The sequence below is a fragment of the Aeromonas sp. ASNIH5 genome, from assembly GCF_002902865.1.
GTDB lineage: Bacteria > Pseudomonadota > Gammaproteobacteria > Enterobacterales > Aeromonadaceae > Aeromonas > Aeromonas caviae.
This window is the reverse complement of sequence record NZ_CP026122.1, coordinates 4,518,128-4,534,455: the sequence shown is the minus strand read 5'-3', so window position 1 is coordinate 4,534,455 and position 16,328 is coordinate 4,518,128. Positions and strand designations below refer to the sequence as shown.

The window sequence follows — 16,328 nt, the reverse complement described above, 5'->3', positions numbered from 1 at the left end:
ATGTTTCAGGGCCAAAAAAAAGGTGGGTGTCCCAATTTGGAAGTCCAAAAACCATCCCGCCCGGGATGGTTTTTTATTGGATGGCTTGAAAGACAGGGATCTTCTTACCACCGTCCCTGGGGTGGCTGCTGGTTGCGCGACTCCACCATGGCAATGAGGATGGCCATCAGGCTCGATATCAGCATCAGCACCATAGCGATGGGCAATGAGAACAGGGCGTAATAAGTGCGCCCGATTTCTGCCAGGACGGTGTCTGCGGACACCATAAACGGCAGCGGCAACAGTAATATCAGGGCGAAGTAAAAGATGATCCTGGCGATCATCAGGGGGTTTTGAGGGACTGGGTCACTATTTTTCGGTACGGCCACATGATGGTCTGCTCCCTGCACTGTGGTGTTGTTGTCGATAAGCCGCGCCGTCGAGGCATCTGCGGCTCTGCTCGTCCATGAAGGGTGTCACCCTGATTAGCAGCCACGGCAGACCGGGTCAACGGGCCACGGGGGGCTGGAAATGACCCGCCTACAGGGTTGTGCTGCCAGGGGCGAACATAACAACGAAAGTGCAAACCAGATTCGTAAAAACGTCGCAGCAATCACTGTCAGCGCACTTTCTGACAGCAGGTTGTGAGGCACAGCCAAAACGGGGAGTTGCGCCTTGGGCAGCGCTGTGATGCCCCCTCCCAGGCAGAGCGGCGCCCTGCGTGCGGCTCGGGTTCTCCGGCCTGCATGGCTTGGCTCTTGCTACTCAATCTGGCTAGCCGAGCCAGTGTGACTGCGCTAGTCAGTTGCAGGCCGATCGCCAGGCTGCTGCGCTCCCAGCAGCGTGGTGCCGTAGGAGTTGTCCACCGTGCAGCGCCACTGCCCGCCGGGCTCTTTGCGAAACACATAGGTGGCGCGCCGGGTTTCATCGATCCACCCCTCTCCGCCCGGGTAGCGCAGCCGGGTCTCCATGATCACCAGGGCGTTGTCGGCCCCCTCGATCACCTCCATGGCCCCCTGGGTCACCTCAAGCTGGCCGTCAAAGTAATCGGAGATGGCAGTGAAGGCGCGGCGGATGGCGGGAATGCCGCGCACCACCATGCCGGGTTTGATCACCAGGGCGGCGTCTTCGGCGTAGAAGGCCATCAGGGCCTCGAAGTCGCGCCGGGAGATGGCGGCGTCACAGGTCTCGATCAGGGTGCGAAGGGGATGCGGGCTCATGCCGTGCTCCTTGTTTCAGGGGGATCTGGGCGGGCTACCCGCCCAATACCGGACATCAATACCGGACATAAAAAATCCCCCGCTTTCGTGAAAAAGCGGGGGATCGTCAGCGTCTCATGACGGCTTAACCGAGCAGGAAGGCCTTGAGGCGGCCAAAGTCGGCGGGCAGATCGTGGGACAGGAGCGGCAGCGCGGCGTGCTTGGCGAGCGGGCCCGGCAGCGGTACATCCAGATTCAGGATCTCGTCCACCGACTCCTTGAACTTGGCCGGATGGGCGGTGCAGAGGAACACACCGACCTCGTCTTGCCCAAGCTGCTCGTTCAGCAGATCCCAGGCAATCGCCCCGTGGGGCTCGCACAGGTAATCCAGCTGATGGAGGCGTTTGAGCGCATCGCGGGTCTGGGCATCGTCACGCATCCCTGAGCCCAAGGTTTCCAGCGCCCAGCCCTTGCGACGGCACAGCTCTTCCACGCGCGGCCAGTTGTTGGGGCGGCTCACGTCCATGGCGTTCGACAGGGTCGCGACTGTCTGGTGCGGCTCCCACTGGCCGGTTTTCAGGTAGCGCGGCACGGTGTCGTTGGCGTTGGTGGCGGCGATAAAGCGCTTCACCGGCAGCCCCAGCGCCTTGGCGATGAGACCCGCGGTGAGGTTGCCAAAGTTGCCGGACGGCACGCTGATGACCGCCTTGGCGCGATCGGCTTTCGGCAACTGGGCCACGGCTTCGAAGTAGTAGCAGACCTGGGCCAGCAGGCGGCTGATATTGATGGAGTTGGCGGAGTTGAGGCCGATGGCGGTCTTGAGCCCTTCATCGTCGAAGGCATCCTTGACCAGCGCCTGGCAGGCATCGAAGTCACCGTCGATGGCGAGGGTGCGGATGTTGCCGCCTAAGGTGCAGAAGAGCGCCTCCTGCAAGGGGCTTATCTTGCCCTTGGGGTAGAGGATCACCACTTCAATCCCCTCCAGGCCATAGAAGGCGTGGGCCACGGCGGCACCGGTGTCGCCGGAGGTGGCGGTGAGGATGGTGATCTTGTCATTGGTTCTGAACGCAGCCAGACACTGGGCCATGAAGCGGCCGCCGAAATCCTTGAACGCCAGGGTCGGGCCATGGAACAGCTCCAGGGCATAGGTGCCATCTTTGAGCTTCACCAGGGGCGCCGGGAAGGTGAAAGCGGCGTCGATAAGCTCGCTCACCTTGGCAGCCGGCACTTCGTCACCCAGCAGGTGGCTCAGGATGCGGGCCGAGCGCTCGACCAGCGGCAGATCCAGCAGGGCATCCACGTCGGCCAGCGGCGCCAGGGTCTCTGGGAAGAACAGCCCCTGCTCGCGGCCCAACCCCTGACGCACCGCCTGGGCGAAGCTCACCTGTTCACTCTTGTCCTTGATGTTGTAAAGATTCATAGCTCGCTTCCTGTTACCCGTGCCCCGGCCATGTCCAGTTTGCAGACCCGGGCAAATCCATCTTCATTGCGCACAAAGTGCGCTTCCATCCACTCTTTCATGCGTTCGGCCTGGGCCAGATCCTTCATCACCACGAACACGGTGGGACCGGACCCCGAGATGCCGGTGGCCAGCGCCCCGTTCTGGGCCCCCTGGGCCCGCACCTCGTTGAAACCTTCAATCAGGGCCGCGCGATAAGGCTCGGCGATCACGTCTTTCAGGACGCTGGCGGCCAGCCCTTCCTGGCGGCTGTAGCTGGCATGCACAAAGGCGGCCAGCCGGCGGCCATAGGTGAGGCAGTCCTGGCGGCGATACTGGGCCGGCAGGATGGCGCGGGCGGCGGCGGTGGAGACCACGGTGCCCGGGTAGCAGACCACCCAGTACCACTCGTCAAACACCGGGATGCCCTGGCTGATGACGCCCCCCTCCTCCAGCACCAGTTGCATGCCGCCCAGATAACAGGGCGCCACGTTGTCGTAATGGACGGAGCCGGAGATCTTCCCTTCCATCTCCCCCATCAGCAGCAGCAGGTCGTGTTCATTCAGGGGCGCGCCGTGGAAGGCGTTGAGCCCTTCCAGCGCCGCCACCACGCTGCAGGCGCTCGATCCCAGACCCGAGCCCACCGGCAGGTTCTTCTCCAGCACCATTTCCAGTGGCTTGAGACCCAGGCCGCGCTTCTCGAGCGCCTCGCCATAGGCGACCCAGCAGTCGTGGAGGATGTTCTTTTTCGGGTCGTCCGGCAACTTGTGGGCGTAACGGCCCACGGAAGAGAGAGCGAAAGGCACCTCTGCCGATTTGACCTGGACGCGATCCCCCAGCAGGGAGCCATCCACGGGGGCGAGCGCTGCCCCCAGGACGTCAAAACCCACGCTCAGGTTGGCGCTGGAGGCCGGGGCATAGGCCACCACGCTGCCGCCGATTTCTACATTCGGGTTCATCTCTGAACTCATGTTACAGCTCCTGCTTCCAGTTCTGTGTGCGCAGCACGTCGGCGAAGACACCGGCGGCGGTCACTTCGGTCCCTGCGCCATAGCCGCGCAGTACCAGGGGGATGGGCTGGTAATAGGTGGAGAAGAAGGCGAGCGCGTTCTCCCCGTCTTTTACCTTGAACAGGGGCTCGTCGCCACCCACCGCCTTGATGGCCACCTTGCACTTGCCACCCTCGATGGAGCCGACGTAACGCAGCACCTTGCCTTCACGCTGGGCCGCCGCGAACTGGTCGCGGAACCAGCCGTCGGCCTCGGGCAGGCGGGCCATGAAGGCTTCCACGTCGCCGCTCACGTCAAAGCCCGGCGGCAGTGCCTGCTCCACCTCCACATCGGAGAGCTCCAGCGCCATGCCGGCCTCGCGGGCCAAGATCAGGAGCTTGCGAGCCACGTCCATGCCATTCAGGTCATCGCGGGGATCCGGCTCGGTGAAGCCGTTGCCGCGGGCGATCTGGGTCGCCTCGGAGAAGGCCATCCCCTCGTCCAGCTTGCCGAAGATGAAGGAGAGCGACCCGGACAGGATGCCGTCGAAGGCGCGCAGCTTGTCGCCGGCCTTGATGAGGTTTTGCAGGTTCTCGATGACCGGCAGGCCCGCGCCCACGTTGGTCTCGTACAGGAACTTGCGACGGGTCTGGCGGGCGGTGCGACGCAGCGCCTTGTAGTAATCGAGCGACCCGGTGTTGGCCTTCTTGTTCGGGGTGACCACGTGGAAACCGGCCCCCAGGAAATCGGCGTACTGGACGGCCACGGCTTCGCTCGAGGTGCAGTCGACGATCACCGGGTTGATGAGGTGGCTCTCTTCCACCAGCTTCTTCACCGCCTCCAGGCTGAAGCTGCCTTGTGCTTCCACCAGCTGTTCACGCCAGTTGGCGAGGGCCAGACCATCCTTGTTGACCGCCATCTGACGGCTGTTGGCGATACCTACTACCCGCAGGCCGGTGCCCTGCTCGGCCAGTACCGGCTGCTGGCGGGCAATCTGATCCACCAGGGCCGCACCGACGCCGCCCACCCCGACCACGAAGAGATCGATGAACTGCTGGCTGCCAAAGAAGTTCTGATGGCACGCCTTGATGGCTTCCGCCACCTTGCCGGAGCGCACGACCGCGGAGATGGAACGCTCGCTCGACCCTTGCGCGATGGCGACGATGTTGATGGAGGCCTGGGCCAGGGAGGTGAAGAAGCGCGCCGCCATCCCCTTGGAGGTACGCATGCCGTCGCCGATGAGGGAGATGATAGCCAGATCGGTCATGATCTCGAGCGGGTCCAGCAACTGGTTCTTGAACTCCAGCTCGAACTCGCGCTCCAGCACCTTGCGGGTCTTGTCGCTGTCGTAGCTGTGGATACAGAAGCTGACGCTGTACTCGGAGGACGACTGGGTGATCAGCACGATGCTGACCCCGGCGCGGGAGACGGCGGAGAAGATGCGACCGGCCATGCCCACCATGCCCTTCATGCCGGGACCGGAGACGTTGAACATGCACATGCCGGAGAGATCCGAGATGGCCTTCACCTTCAGATCGTCATCCCCCTGGTCGACCCCGATGAGGGTACCCGGACCCTGGGGGTTGAAGCTGTTCTTGATGAGGCAGGGAATGTGGAACTGGGCCACGGGGGCGATGGTCTTCGGGTGTAGCACCTTGGCACCGAAGTAGGAGAGCTCCATCGCCTCTTTATAGGAGAGGGTTTTGAGCAGGTAGGCGTCCGGTACCAGGCGCGGGTCGCAGTTGTAGCAGCCCTCCACGTCGGTCCAGATCTCGCAGCACTCGGCATCGACGCAGGCGGCCAAGACGGCGGCGGAATAGTCGGAACCGTTGCGGCCCAGCAGCACGGTCTCGCCCTTGTCGCTGCCACCGGTGAAGCCCGGCATCAGGTAGAGACAATCAGAGCGCAGGCCCTTGGCGGCGAAGCGCACCCGGGAGGCTTCGATGTCCACATGGGCTTCGAGGTAGCCGCCATCGGTGACCAGCAACTGCTCGGGCACGATGAGATCCAGCTCGATGCCGCGCACCCGCAAGAGCTCGTGCATGAAGGCGATGGAGAGGTTCTCGCCACGGCTCAGGATGCGGGCCTGGACGTTGTCCGGGCACAGCCCCAGCAGACGGATACCCTGCATCAGCCGCTCGACCTGATCCAGTTCGCTGGTCAAACGAGCCTGCAGCGCCTTGTCATCCAGCGCGGGATAGGCGGCCTTCAAGCCGGCCAGCAGACGGGAGAAGATACCGTTGATCTCGAACAGGGTACTGCTTGCATCCATGCCGCGACTGGTCTGCTCCACCAGGGCGACCAGGTGATTGGTCACCTTGGCCGGTGCCGACAGCACCAGGGCCACCTGGGATTGGCCATGGGTATTCACCGCGATATCGGCAACCCGCAAGAAACGCTCTGCGTCGGCCAGTGACGACCCGCCAAATTTCAACACTCTCATCGCTATCTCCCTGTATTCCCTGCAAATTGATCTGCTAATAGGTCTAAAAACAATCCAACAAAAAAGGCCCGTACTGGGTGGGTACGGGCCTTTTTCTGATTTCTGTGCTTGTTCGTCAGCGCATCAACCGGCCCCAGTGCCACCTGTGGTGGTACCGGTAATAATGGTGGTGGTGATGATGATGTTGGTGAATAGCTGCATGACGAACACTCTTGAACGAATCTGGTTGTTAGCAATACCGCGCCCGGCGAGGGGCTGTCAACCTAAACCTCCTTGCCAAACTTGCGGGCAAGGTCTTTGCAGAGCAGATGGAGCATATTGAGATCCCGCTGCGGCAGCATGGGCACTCGGTCCATCACCCATTGATGCAGTTTTTCATCCTGCGAAACTCCGAGTTCACCAAGCAATTCTGCTGTTTTTGATTTCAGCACGCGAACCTGCCCGGCACTCTCGAAATTTTCTGCTACGTCCTGCTCGTCGCTCACTTTCTGGTCATCGAGCAGCGGACTCAGCTCATAGGCATACAGCATGATCGCCTGACCCAGATTCAGGGACGGGTATGAGACCTTGAGAGGCAGGTAGCTGATGAGATCCACCTGGGCAAGCTGTTCGTTGGAGAGTCCGGACTCCTCGCAGCCAAACACGATGGCCACCTTCTCGAGGGAGGGCTTGGCCCGGACCTGGTCGCGAATGTCCGCCGGGGTGAGGTAGTGCTGGTAGCGGCCGCGCTGCCGGGCGGTAGTGGCGACCACCAAATCCATGTCCGCCAGGGCCTCTTCCAGGGTGTCGAAGGCTTGCGCATCCGTCAGGATCTCCTGCGCCCCGTGGGCAACCCAGCTCGCCTCCTCCTCTTCGTGCACCCGGCTCCCCACCAGTCGCATGGCATCGAAGCCCATGGTCTTCATGGCGCGGGCAGCAGCCCCCACGTTGGCGGCACGGGCGGGCGACACCAGCACAAAATAGAGTTTCATCGGGTTCTCTCCAGGATGAGGCCGACGCCGCGAACTGCGGCGAACCGTCGGCAAAACAGGGGCGCAATCTACCGTTTATCCCGAAATATTGCCACTTGAACAGATGTTTGGATGTTGCCATAGTGGCCTTGGACGCGAGTCCGCCGCCTCAGGGCACTGACGCCATGGGCCCGACAGATCACAAGGAAGAGAGAGATGCAGCAGCCATTGGAGCAGGCGGTCGCCGAGACGATCCTGCAACGTTTTGAGTCGTTTTACAGCCGCTTTCTCGAGATAACCCAGGGCAGCAAGAGTCGTTTCGAGAACAGCGACTGGCTGGGGGTGCAGCTCGCCGGTCGAGAGCGCATCCGCCTCTATGATCACCATGTCGGCGCCACCACGGCGCAGATCAAACAGATGATGGGGGAGCAGCTGCCGACCCAGGCCTTGCTCAAGCAGGTGAAAGGCGCCTTCAGCGATCTCCTGCCCCGCTGCGAGAACTTCGAGGTGGCGGAGTCCTTCTTCAATTCCGTCTATCGCCGCATCTTCCGCCATCGCAACATCCGCGACGAGAACCTTTATATCCACCCCTTCGTGAGCCGGGGCGACAAGCCTGACCTGGGATCCTTGCTGCGTATCTATCGCACCGATCTCTCCCACCTGCCCCAGACCCTGAGCCAGCTGCTCGGGGATTACAGCTTCACCCTCCCTTTCGAAGACAAGCAGCGGGACATCATGGACATCCACCGCCATCTGGCAGAGAGCGGCCCGGCCATCCTGCACGAGGAGCCCTTCGCCATCGAGCTGCTCAGGGAAGTGTTCTATCGCAACAAGGGAGCCTATCTGGTGGGGCTCATCCGGGTGAAGGGAGAAGTCTATCCCTTCATCCTGCCCCTGCTCAGCACCGGTCAGAGCATCTATGTGGACACCGTCATCTTCGAGCCGGAGCTGGCCTCCATCGTGTTCGGCTTCGCCCGCGCCTACTTCATGGTCTATGCCCCGGTACCGGCGCTCTTTGTGGCCTTCCTTCGCCAGATCATGCCCCGCAAGCCGGACTATGAGATCTACAACGCCATCGGCTGCCAGAAGCACGGCAAGACCGAGCTCTATCGCCACTACCAGCAGCACCTGGCCCAGAGCCGGGAGCAGTTCGTCATCGCGCCCGGCATCAAGGGGATGGTGATGAGCGTGTTCACCCTCCCCTCCTACGATGTGGTGTTCAAGGTGATAAAAGACGAGTTCACCCCGCCCAAGGAGGTGAGCCACGAGCAGGTGAAGGAGAAATACCGGCTGGTAAAACAGCATGATAGAGTGGGCCGCATGGCAGATACCCAGGAGTTCACCAACTTCGAGTTTCCCCTCGATCGCATCTCGCCGGAGCTGTTGTCCGAGCTCAAGGCGGTGGCGCCTTCTGCGCTTACCCTCACCGCCGACAAGCTGGTGATCAAACACCTCTACACCGAGCGCAAGATGATCCCCCTGAACCTCTATCTGGATCAGGCGGACGAACAGCAGACCCGCCTCGCCCTGGAGGAGTACGGCAACGCCATCCGCCAGCTCGCGGCGGCCAACATCTTCCCCGGCGACATGCTGTTCAAGAACTTCGGGGTGACTCGCCACGGCCGGGTGGTCTTCTATGACTACGACGAGATCTGCTACATGACGGAGTGCAACTTCCGCCAGATCCCGCCGCCGCGCTACCCGGAGGACGAGTGGAGCGCCGAACCCTGGTATTCGGTGGCACCCAACGACATCTTCCCGGAGGAATTCGCCACCTTCCTGCTGCAAAAACCCCAGGTGCGGGAGATCATGATGCAGTTGCACAAGGAGCTCTTCGATGCCAACTACTGGAAGATGCTGCAGAGCAACATCAAGGAGGGGATGTTCGAGGATGTCTATCCCTACCGACGCAAGAAGCGGTTTCGCTTCCAGCGAGGGGGATGACCCGACATCAGGCACAAAAAGGGACGCCATGGCGTCCCTTTTCACATTCTCCTGCACGCTGGCGCAGGGGTCGCCTGCGACAGCCTTTGACGAGATCCCGGCTTATTTCACGGCGTCAAAGGTCAGCAAGGTGGCCTTGTCGGCATCCTTTAGCACCAGCTGTTTGCCGCTGATCTGGAAGCTCGCCACCTTCTCCAGGGTCTGCAGGTAGTTCATCTCCTTGCCGGCCAGATCCCCCGCACACATCATGCGCGTCGAACCCATGGCGCCAAGCGTCAACACGCCGTCACCCTGCTCTGTGATGCCGCCAAAGTAGCGGTTGCAGCCGCCCTTGCCCGCCACCTTGTCACCGGCGACCTGCAGGGTGAAGGTATCACCGCTCGCCCCTTGCAGTTGCCAGGTCGATGCCTGCAATTGTGCCAGAGTGGAACCCGTAGTCATGGCGCAGCCTCCCAGGGCCAGAGCGGCCAGCAGGATCAGTTTGTTGTTCATCAGTTCACCTCGTGATGGAGCGTGTCGTAACGACACGGAGTGAGGGGCCTGTGTACCATGACTGCAGCGTCAATCAAAACTCTTTTATTGTGATCGGGGTTCCCTTTACTCCCCGCTGGCATGTGCCATGCTTGTAGTCCTGTTCGGACCCAGGGAGGGGAAACGAATGGTCAAGTCTCTCGTCATCGCAATGGCATCCAGCCTCGTCTTTTCGGCTCAGGCCGCCGACTGGAGTTTTCTCCAGACCGAATCGGACAACCCGCTCTACGTCAAAAGCTATTCCGGCGTACTGCTCGGCAACCAGAGCCACCTTGGCGACAATTTCGACCTCTGGCTCATCAATACCGGCTATCAATACCCGCTTCAGGATGACATCAGCCTCTACATGGAGGCCGGCCCCGCCATCGGCCCCCAAAGCGGGCAGGCCGGGTTCAATATCAGCTCTGGGGTGCGCTATCGCCTCTCCCCGTCACTCAACATCGGCAGCCAGCTCAAGCAACTGGAGGTGAGCAAGGCCAGCACCCTGGTTGAGCTCAACAGCAGCCTGCTGGTGACCCCCTCCCTGGCCATCACCGCCAATTACGGACTCAGTGCCTTCAGCACGGAACACTTTCTCACTCTGGGCGTGGGCTTCAACTTCTGAGGTTCAGAGGAGCCTGGCGCCGCTCACCAGCACACCGTTGAGGTCGGCGTAGACATAGTCGCCGGGCGCTATGGTCACACCGGCAAAAGAGACCACGGCATCCAGCGTGCCCAGACCCCGTTTCTCTGTCTTGACCGGGCAGGGGGCCAGGGCCTTGACCCCCAGCGCCAGGGTCGCCAGCGTCCCCACATCCCGCACGGCCCCGTTGATGAGGATCCCCTCCCACCCCTGCTCCACCGCCTTGATGGCCAGCTGATCCCCGAGCAGCGCCCGACGCAGGGAGCCGCCCCCGTCGATCACCATCACCTTGCCATGGCCGGGACGATTGACCAGCTCACGCACCAGGCTGTTGTCTTCAAAGCAGGAGAGGGTCACGGCCTCGCCGTAAAACAGCGCCTTGCCGCCATAGTCGTGAAAGAGGGGGTCAGCGATCCTAAGGGCATCGCCATGTTCATCGCAAAGGTCGGGCAGCAGGTCCAGCATGATCATCATCCTTCCATGGAGTGAAATGTGTCCGCTCATTCTTTCATCATGTCGGGGCGCTGACAATCCACCGGCCGGGTGCCCTGTCCGGATGGCGGGGGGCCATGTCAGCCTGAAGGCCTGAACCGCCAGCGGGACGCAAGCGCCCCCAGATGACAGGGCGTCCCTTCCAGCAACACGGGCACCAGCCAGAGCTCTCCTTCACGTACCCAATAGAGGGCATTCTGGCCAAATCGGGCGGCCAGCCGGATCGCCTCTGGCAGCGAAAGCGGCAACAACAGCGACGCCTCCTGCCAGCGCTCATCCTCATCGCTCCCCCAGACCTCTCCCATGACGGGACACTCGCCCACTTGCCGGACAAGGGCTCGCTGGCGACGGGCATTGCGACGCAGCCCCACCCACCGGCTGGCCGGGTTCCAGGCCGTGACAATGGCATAGGCTGGGCAGCAGGGAGGCGCAAAGGGGGCGATGAAGCACACTTTTCTGTAGTTTTCCCACAAAGTCATGTCAACCACATGTTACATCCCATTACATTTATTAAGGGCGAAAAAGCGGGTCAGCCCAAGTATGATGCAGCGAACTCGGGGATTGACTTATATCAAAGCTGAGTTAAAAAGTTGCTATCTGACGGCAAAGAGTGTTGTTATGCGCCTGTTAACTGATAAAATGCAGCAACTTTTGTAATGGACTACCTCTCCGGGCTTCTCTTGTTCAGACTTGTTGAGAGCCCATGTACGGCACAGGGATGCTTGCCGACATAGTTACCAAATTCGCGATGATTCGACCTGATATTCATACCCAGGATGACGTAATAAATTTTCAGGACCGGTCGGATAACGCCAAAGAGTGTTAAAATTTCGATAATTAACTGATAAGAATCTGGGAATACTCATGCAAACACCACATATTCTGATCGTCGAAGACGAGCTGGTCACCCGCAACACCCTCAAGAGCATCTTCGAAGCCGAAGGCTACATCGTGCTCGAAGCCAACAACGGTGACGAGATGCACCAGGCCCTGACCAGCCACACCATCAACCTGGTGATCATGGACATCAACCTGCCGGGCAAGAACGGCCTGCTGCTGGCGCGCGAGCTGCGTGAAGACGACAACATCGCCCTGATGTTCCTGACCGGTCGCGACAACGAAGTGGACAAGATCCTGGGGCTGGAGATCGGCGCAGATGACTACATCACCAAGCCGTTCAATCCCCGTGAACTGACCATCCGTGCCCGCAACCTGCTGAGCCGCACCATGAACGTGGCCGCCGGTGGCGAAGAGAAGAAGCTGGTGGAACGTTATCTGTTCAATGGCTGGGCCCTGGACATCAACAGCCGCGCCCTGGTCAGCCCGGCTGGCGACATGTTCAAGCTGCCCCGCTCCGAGTTCCGCGCCATGCTGCATTTCTGCGAGAACCCGGGCCAGATCCAGACCCGTGCCGAGCTGCTCAAGAAGATGACGGGCCGCGAACTCAAGCCCCACGACCGCACCGTGGACGTGACCATCCGCCGTATTCGCAAGCACTTCGAGAGCGTGGGCGACACCCCGGAGATCATCGCCACCATCCATGGCGAAGGCTATCGCTTCTGCGGCGAGCTGGAGCAGGAGTAATCCTCCCCACTCCCGAGTTGAAAAGGCGCCCTGTGGCGCCTTTTCCATGTCTGCGCCTTTCAGCTTGGCCGCTCTGGCACTCTCGCCGGCATCAAAAAACAGACAACAAAAAGCCCACTCGCAGGAGTGGGCTTTTTGTGTGAAGACTGGAGCGGGCAGCGGGAATCGAACCCGCATCATCAGCTTGGAAGGCTGAGGTAATAGCCATTATACGATGCCCGCTAGGCATCAAAACTTGCTTGGTGTGATGGGGAATCCCCACGACAGACAGCCATCTGGCTGATATGGACAACGGCGCGTGCCGCTATCTGGAATGTGGAGCGGGTGATGGGAATCGAACCCACGTATGCAGCTTGGGAAGCTACCGTTCTACCATTGAACTACACCCGCGTCAGTGGCCTCTACTATATGCATTTTGCCGCCGAGCGCAATCACCGACCTCGCATTTTTTGCCATAAATCAAGCTGTTCGGCCAACTAATGAGCATGAAGCCGATTTTTCACACAATGATGTTCCTCCGCCCGGTTCTGCAAGGTTGCCAAGCCGTGGGGGCGACGATAGTCTTGCGCCACTCGTTTGAGGAGGGTGGTAATGGACAAGAACAGACAGAAACATCTCTATGGCTGGTTGCGCAAACAATCGGGCCATGGTCGGCGCTGGATCGGCATCTCCATCGCCTTCGGGCTGGGTCAGGGCGTCCTGATGGTGATGCAGGCCTGGTTGCTGGCGACCCTGATTCACGGTTTCATCATCGAAGGCTCCACGCCGAAGCACTCCGCCCCCCTCTTCATCAGTCTGTTGCTGGTGACCCTGACCAAGGCGGCCCTGGCCTATGGCCGCGAGGTGGCGAGTTTCAAGGCGGGCAGTGCGGTGCGCCAGGCCATCCGCGAGCTGGTGCTCACCCGCCTCGCCAGGCTCGGCCCTGCTTATATCCAGCGTCGTCCCGCCGGTAGCTGGGCCAGCCTGCTGCTCGAGCAGATCGAAGAGATGCAGGACTTCTTCTCCCGCTATCTGCCCCAGATGGCCATCGCCGTCTTTATTCCCCTGGTGATCCTGGTCTCCGTGTTCCCGGTCAACTGGGCGGCGGGCCTCATTCTGCTCGGCACGGCCCCCCTCATTCCTCTCTTCATGATCCTGGTAGGGGTGGGCGCCGCCGATGCCAACCGCCGCAACTTCCAGTCGCTGGCGCGCCTCTCAGGCCACTTCCTCGATCGCCTCAAGGGGCTGCGCACCCTGCAGCTTTTCATGCGCACCCGGGCGGAAGGGGAGGCCATCCGCGATGCATCGGAAGATTTTCGCGAGCGCACCATGGAGGTGCTGCGCCTCGCCTTCCTGAGCACGGCCGTGCTGGAGTTCTTCGCCGCCATCGCGGTGGCCCTGGTGGCCGTCTACTTCGGTTTCTCCTACATCGATCACCTCAACTTTGGCAGCTATGGCGTCAAGGTCACCCTCTTTACCGGCCTGTTCGTGCTCTTCCTCGCCCCCGAGTTCTACGCGCCGCTGCGGGAACTCGGTGCCCACTATCACGCCAAGGCACAGGCCATTGGCGCCGCCGAGCAACTGCTGGAATTTCTCGAGGCCGACGTGAGCGAACCCGCCTCCGGGACACTCCCCTTCCATGCGGATGGCCCCGTCAAGGTAGAAGCCCGCAGCCTGGAAGTGCTGAGCGCCGAGGGCAAGGTGCTGGTCGGTCCCCTCGATTTCACGCTGGAAGCCGGCACGCGCACCGCCCTGGTCGGCATCAGCGGCGCGGGCAAGAGCTCCCTGGTCAATGCCCTGCTCGGTTTTGCCCCCTATCGCGGTTCCCTGTGCGTCAACGGAGTGGAGCTTCGTACCCTGGACATCAGCCAGTGGCGCCAGCAGCTAGGCTGGCTCTCCCAGAATCCCCAACTCTTCCACAGCTCCCTGCGGGACAACCTGCTGCTGGCCAGACCATCCGCCAGCGACGCCGAGCTGGAATCCGCGCTCAAGCGCGCCCAGGCTTGGGAGTTCGTCAATGAGAAAGGGCTGGACTATCGGGTCGGGGATCAGGCGGGCGGCCTCTCCGTCGGCCAGGCCCAGCGCATCGCCCTTGCCCGTACCCTGCTCAAGACGACCCAGATGATGGTGCTGGATGAACCCACTGCCAGCCTGGATCGCCATTCTGAGCGAGCCGTCATGAGCGCCCTCGAACAGGCCGCACAAGGTCAGACCCTGCTGATGATCACCCACCGCCTCGATCAGCTCAGCCAGATGGACAACATCCTGGTGCTGGCGCACGGCAAGCTGGTGGAGCAGGGACGTTTTGCCGCACTCGGCGAGGCCCAGGGCCCCTTCGCCCGCCTCCTGTCGCAATCCCAAGGTTTCGGAGACTCTCTCGATGACTGATCTATTGCCGTTCCTGCGCCTTTATCGCCAGCACTGGCTCAGCCTCTCCATCGGCCTGCTGCTGGCCCTGGTCACCCTGGTGGCCGGCATGGGCCTGCTCTCCCTCTCCGGCTGGTTCCTCTCCGCCGCCGCCGTCGCCGGGCTGGCGGTCGCCACCCGAGACACCTTCAACTACATGACCCCTGCGGGGGGCGTGCGTTTCTTCTCCATCGTGCGCACCGCCAGTCGCTGGGGCGAGCGGGTCGTGAGCCACGACGCCACCTTCCGGGTGCTGACCCGGCTGCGGGTCTGGTTCTGGCAAAAGCTCTCCCCTCTCTCCCCCGGCTCCCTTGCGGGTTTTCGCCAGGCTGACCTGCTCAACCGTCTGGTGGCCGACATCGATGCCATGGATCACGTCTATCTGCGCCTCATCACCCCCATTGGGGCGGCGCTGCTGAGCTGCGCCGGGCTGGTCTTCTTCCTCTCCTTCTTCGATGGTCGCCTGGCGCTGACGCTGGGAGCCATTCTGCTCTTTGGCATGCTGGCCTTGCCCCTGGTCTTCTATTTTGCCGGGCGCGCGCCGGGCCGCCAGCTCATCGCCGAGAAGTCCAACCTGCGTACCCGCATGGTGGACTATCTGGACGGCCAGGCCGAACTGCAGATGTTCGCCGCCGCTCCCGAGGCGCTCACCGGATTGCAGCAGGCGGAGCAGGCCCTGATCCGGGCCCAGGCCCGCATGGCCCGCGTCAGCGGCCTGGCCGCCTTCTCGGTGCAGTTGCTGAGCGGCTGGACTCTGACCCTGATGCTCTGGCTGGCCGGTCACGGCGTCGGTGGCAGTGCCCCTGACCCCATCACGGCACTCATGGTGTTCGCTACTCTGGCGAGCTTCGAGGCGCTGCTGCCGCTGGCCGGTGCCTTCCAGCACCTCTCCACCAGCCTCACCTCCGCCCGCCGTCTCAACGAGATCCTGCAAGAGGCCAAGGCGCCGGAGTGGGGAGCACAGCAAGCCCCCGCTGCCCGGGGTGCCGTGCACATAAGCGGCCTGCATTTCACCTATCCAGGCCAAGATGCACCCGTGCTGCAAGGGTGCACCCTGCAACTGCATGCCGGGGAGAAGCTGGCGCTGCTGGGGCAGACCGGCTGTGGCAAGTCCACCCTGATGGGGTTGCTGACCCGGGAATGGACGGCCCTATCGGGGGAGATCCTGCTCGATGGCAAGCCCCTCACCGGTTACAGCGAAGAGGCGCTGCGCGCCTCCTGCTCCGTGGTGAGCCAGCGGGTCCACCTGTTTGCCGATACCCTGCGTGGCAACCTCACCCTGGCCGCCCCCGGAGCCAGCGACGAACGGCTCATCGAGGTGCTCACCCAGGTGGGGCTCGGGACTCTGCTGTGCGATGAGGGTGAGCAGGCCGAACAGGGGCTGGATGCCTGGCTCGGGGATGGCGGGCGTCCGCTCTCCGGCGGGGAGCGCCGCCGCATCGGCATCGCCCGCGCCCTGCTCCACGATGCACCGCTCTGGCTGCTGGACGAGCCCACCGAAGGGCTCGATACCCAGACCGAACGGGAGATCATGGATCTGCTGCTGACCCTGGGGGCGGATCGCACCCTGCTGCTCATCTCCCACCGCCTGCTGGGGCTGGAACGGATGGACAGGGTAGCCCTGATGGAAGAGGGTCGCATCCGTCTGTGTGCCCCCCACCAGGAGCTGCTGGAAGATGATCACTACCGCAGCCTGCACCGGCGACTGGCCCCCGCCTGATCCGGGGTCGTCTCGCTACAATCCATTGATATGGCTAAAAATGGGGCTGGTC

Annotated in this window: 14 protein-coding genes, 2 tRNA genes and 1 other annotated feature; of the genes, 5 read left to right on the top strand and 11 right to left on the bottom strand. The window is 62.0% G+C overall.

Annotation, left to right across the window (positions count from 1 at the left end):
• Positions 1 to 104: 104 nt before the first annotated feature.
• From C2U30_RS21410 to C2U30_RS21380, 6 genes are all read right to left on the bottom strand, one after another.
• On the bottom strand, positions 105 to 323 hold the full coding sequence (locus C2U30_RS21410) for a hypothetical protein (protein ID WP_233721005.1): 219 nt from the start codon (positions 321 to 323) through the stop codon (positions 105 to 107).
• A 453-nt stretch (positions 324 to 776) separates the two neighbouring features.
• Entirely contained in the window at positions 777 to 1,199 is a 423-nt protein-coding gene (locus tag C2U30_RS21405) for a YybH family protein (protein ID WP_103244496.1), read from the bottom strand.
• A gap of 124 nt (positions 1,200 to 1,323) precedes the next feature.
• On the bottom strand, positions 1,324 to 2,598 hold the full coding sequence (thrC, locus tag C2U30_RS21400; RefSeq protein ID WP_103244495.1) for a threonine synthase: 1,275 nt from the start codon (positions 2,596 to 2,598) through the stop codon (positions 1,324 to 1,326).
• On the bottom strand, positions 2,595 to 3,575 hold the full coding sequence (thrB, locus tag C2U30_RS21395; protein WP_010673589.1) for a homoserine kinase: 981 nt from the start codon (positions 3,573 to 3,575) through the stop codon (positions 2,595 to 2,597). The genes thrC and thrB overlap by 4 nt, the downstream gene beginning before the upstream one ends.
• Positions 3,576 to 3,588: 13 nt before the next feature.
• Positions 3,589 to 6,048 (bottom strand): bifunctional aspartate kinase/homoserine dehydrogenase I, encoded by a 2,460-nt coding sequence (gene thrA / locus C2U30_RS21390; RefSeq protein WP_042878884.1) that lies wholly within the window; start codon positions 6,046 to 6,048, stop codon positions 3,589 to 3,591.
• Between the two features lie 57 nt (positions 6,049 to 6,105).
• Positions 6,106 to 6,239 (bottom strand) — a sequence feature (Thr leader region).
• 72 nt (positions 6,240 to 6,311) lie between these two features.
• On the bottom strand, positions 6,312 to 7,019 hold the full coding sequence (locus tag C2U30_RS21380) for a tRNA/rRNA methyltransferase (protein ID WP_010673587.1): 708 nt from the start codon (positions 7,017 to 7,019) through the stop codon (positions 6,312 to 6,314).
• Between the two features lie 195 nt (positions 7,020 to 7,214).
• On the opposite strand from C2U30_RS21380, the gene aceK reads away from it, so the two are divergent.
• Positions 7,215 to 8,942, top strand: coding sequence for a bifunctional isocitrate dehydrogenase kinase/phosphatase (gene aceK, locus C2U30_RS21375; protein WP_053288250.1), 1,728 nt, complete (start codon positions 7,215 to 7,217; stop codon positions 8,940 to 8,942).
• Positions 8,943 to 9,044: 102 nt separating this feature from the next.
• Here the strand turns inward: aceK and C2U30_RS21370 are convergent, their stop codons facing one another.
• Positions 9,045 to 9,434, bottom strand: coding sequence for an META domain-containing protein (locus tag C2U30_RS21370; protein ID WP_039039356.1), 390 nt, complete (start codon positions 9,432 to 9,434; stop codon positions 9,045 to 9,047).
• 166 nt (positions 9,435 to 9,600) lie between these two features.
• Here C2U30_RS21370 and C2U30_RS21365 point away from each other — a divergent pair, with 166 nt between their 5' ends.
• Positions 9,601 to 10,077 (top strand): hypothetical protein, encoded by a 477-nt coding sequence (locus tag C2U30_RS21365; RefSeq protein WP_039039355.1) that lies wholly within the window; start codon positions 9,601 to 9,603, stop codon positions 10,075 to 10,077.
• A gap of 3 nt (positions 10,078 to 10,080) precedes the next feature.
• On the opposite strand, the gene C2U30_RS21360 is transcribed toward C2U30_RS21365, so the two are convergent.
• Both C2U30_RS21360 and C2U30_RS21355 read right to left on the bottom strand, forming a co-directional pair.
• Entirely contained in the window at positions 10,081 to 10,560 is a 480-nt protein-coding gene (locus C2U30_RS21360; protein WP_053288455.1) for a putative 4-hydroxy-4-methyl-2-oxoglutarate aldolase, read from the bottom strand.
• Between the two features lie 107 nt (positions 10,561 to 10,667).
• Positions 10,668 to 11,066, bottom strand: a complete 399-nt coding sequence (locus C2U30_RS21355) for a DUF3293 domain-containing protein (RefSeq protein WP_081000902.1) — start codon at positions 11,064 to 11,066, stop codon at positions 10,668 to 10,670.
• A gap of 385 nt (positions 11,067 to 11,451) precedes the next feature.
• Here C2U30_RS21355 and arcA point away from each other — a divergent pair, with 385 nt between their 5' ends.
• Positions 11,452 to 12,171, top strand: a complete 720-nt coding sequence (gene arcA, locus C2U30_RS21350; RefSeq protein ID WP_010673581.1) for a two-component system response regulator ArcA — start codon at positions 11,452 to 11,454, stop codon at positions 12,169 to 12,171.
• 147 nt (positions 12,172 to 12,318) lie between these two features.
• Here arcA and C2U30_RS21345 read toward each other — a convergent pair.
• Together C2U30_RS21345 and C2U30_RS21340 are read right to left on the bottom strand one after the other, a co-directional pair.
• A tRNA-Gly gene (locus tag C2U30_RS21345) sits at positions 12,319 to 12,393 on the bottom strand.
• A 94-nt stretch (positions 12,394 to 12,487) separates the two neighbouring features.
• Positions 12,488 to 12,561, bottom strand: a tRNA-Gly gene (locus C2U30_RS21340).
• 201 nt (positions 12,562 to 12,762) lie between these two features.
• Between C2U30_RS21340 and cydD the strand changes: the two genes are divergently transcribed.
• Both cydD and cydC read left to right on the top strand, forming a co-directional pair.
• A complete protein-coding gene (gene cydD, locus C2U30_RS21335) occupies positions 12,763 to 14,538 on the top strand; it encodes a heme ABC transporter permease/ATP-binding protein CydD (RefSeq protein WP_103244493.1) in 1,776 nt (591 codons plus the stop codon).
• Positions 14,531 to 16,276, top strand: a complete 1,746-nt coding sequence (gene cydC, locus C2U30_RS21330) for a heme ABC transporter ATP-binding protein/permease CydC (protein ID WP_103244492.1) — start codon at positions 14,531 to 14,533, stop codon at positions 16,274 to 16,276. The genes cydD and cydC overlap by 8 nt, the downstream gene beginning before the upstream one ends.
• The last annotated feature ends 52 nt before the right edge of the window (positions 16,277 to 16,328 follow it).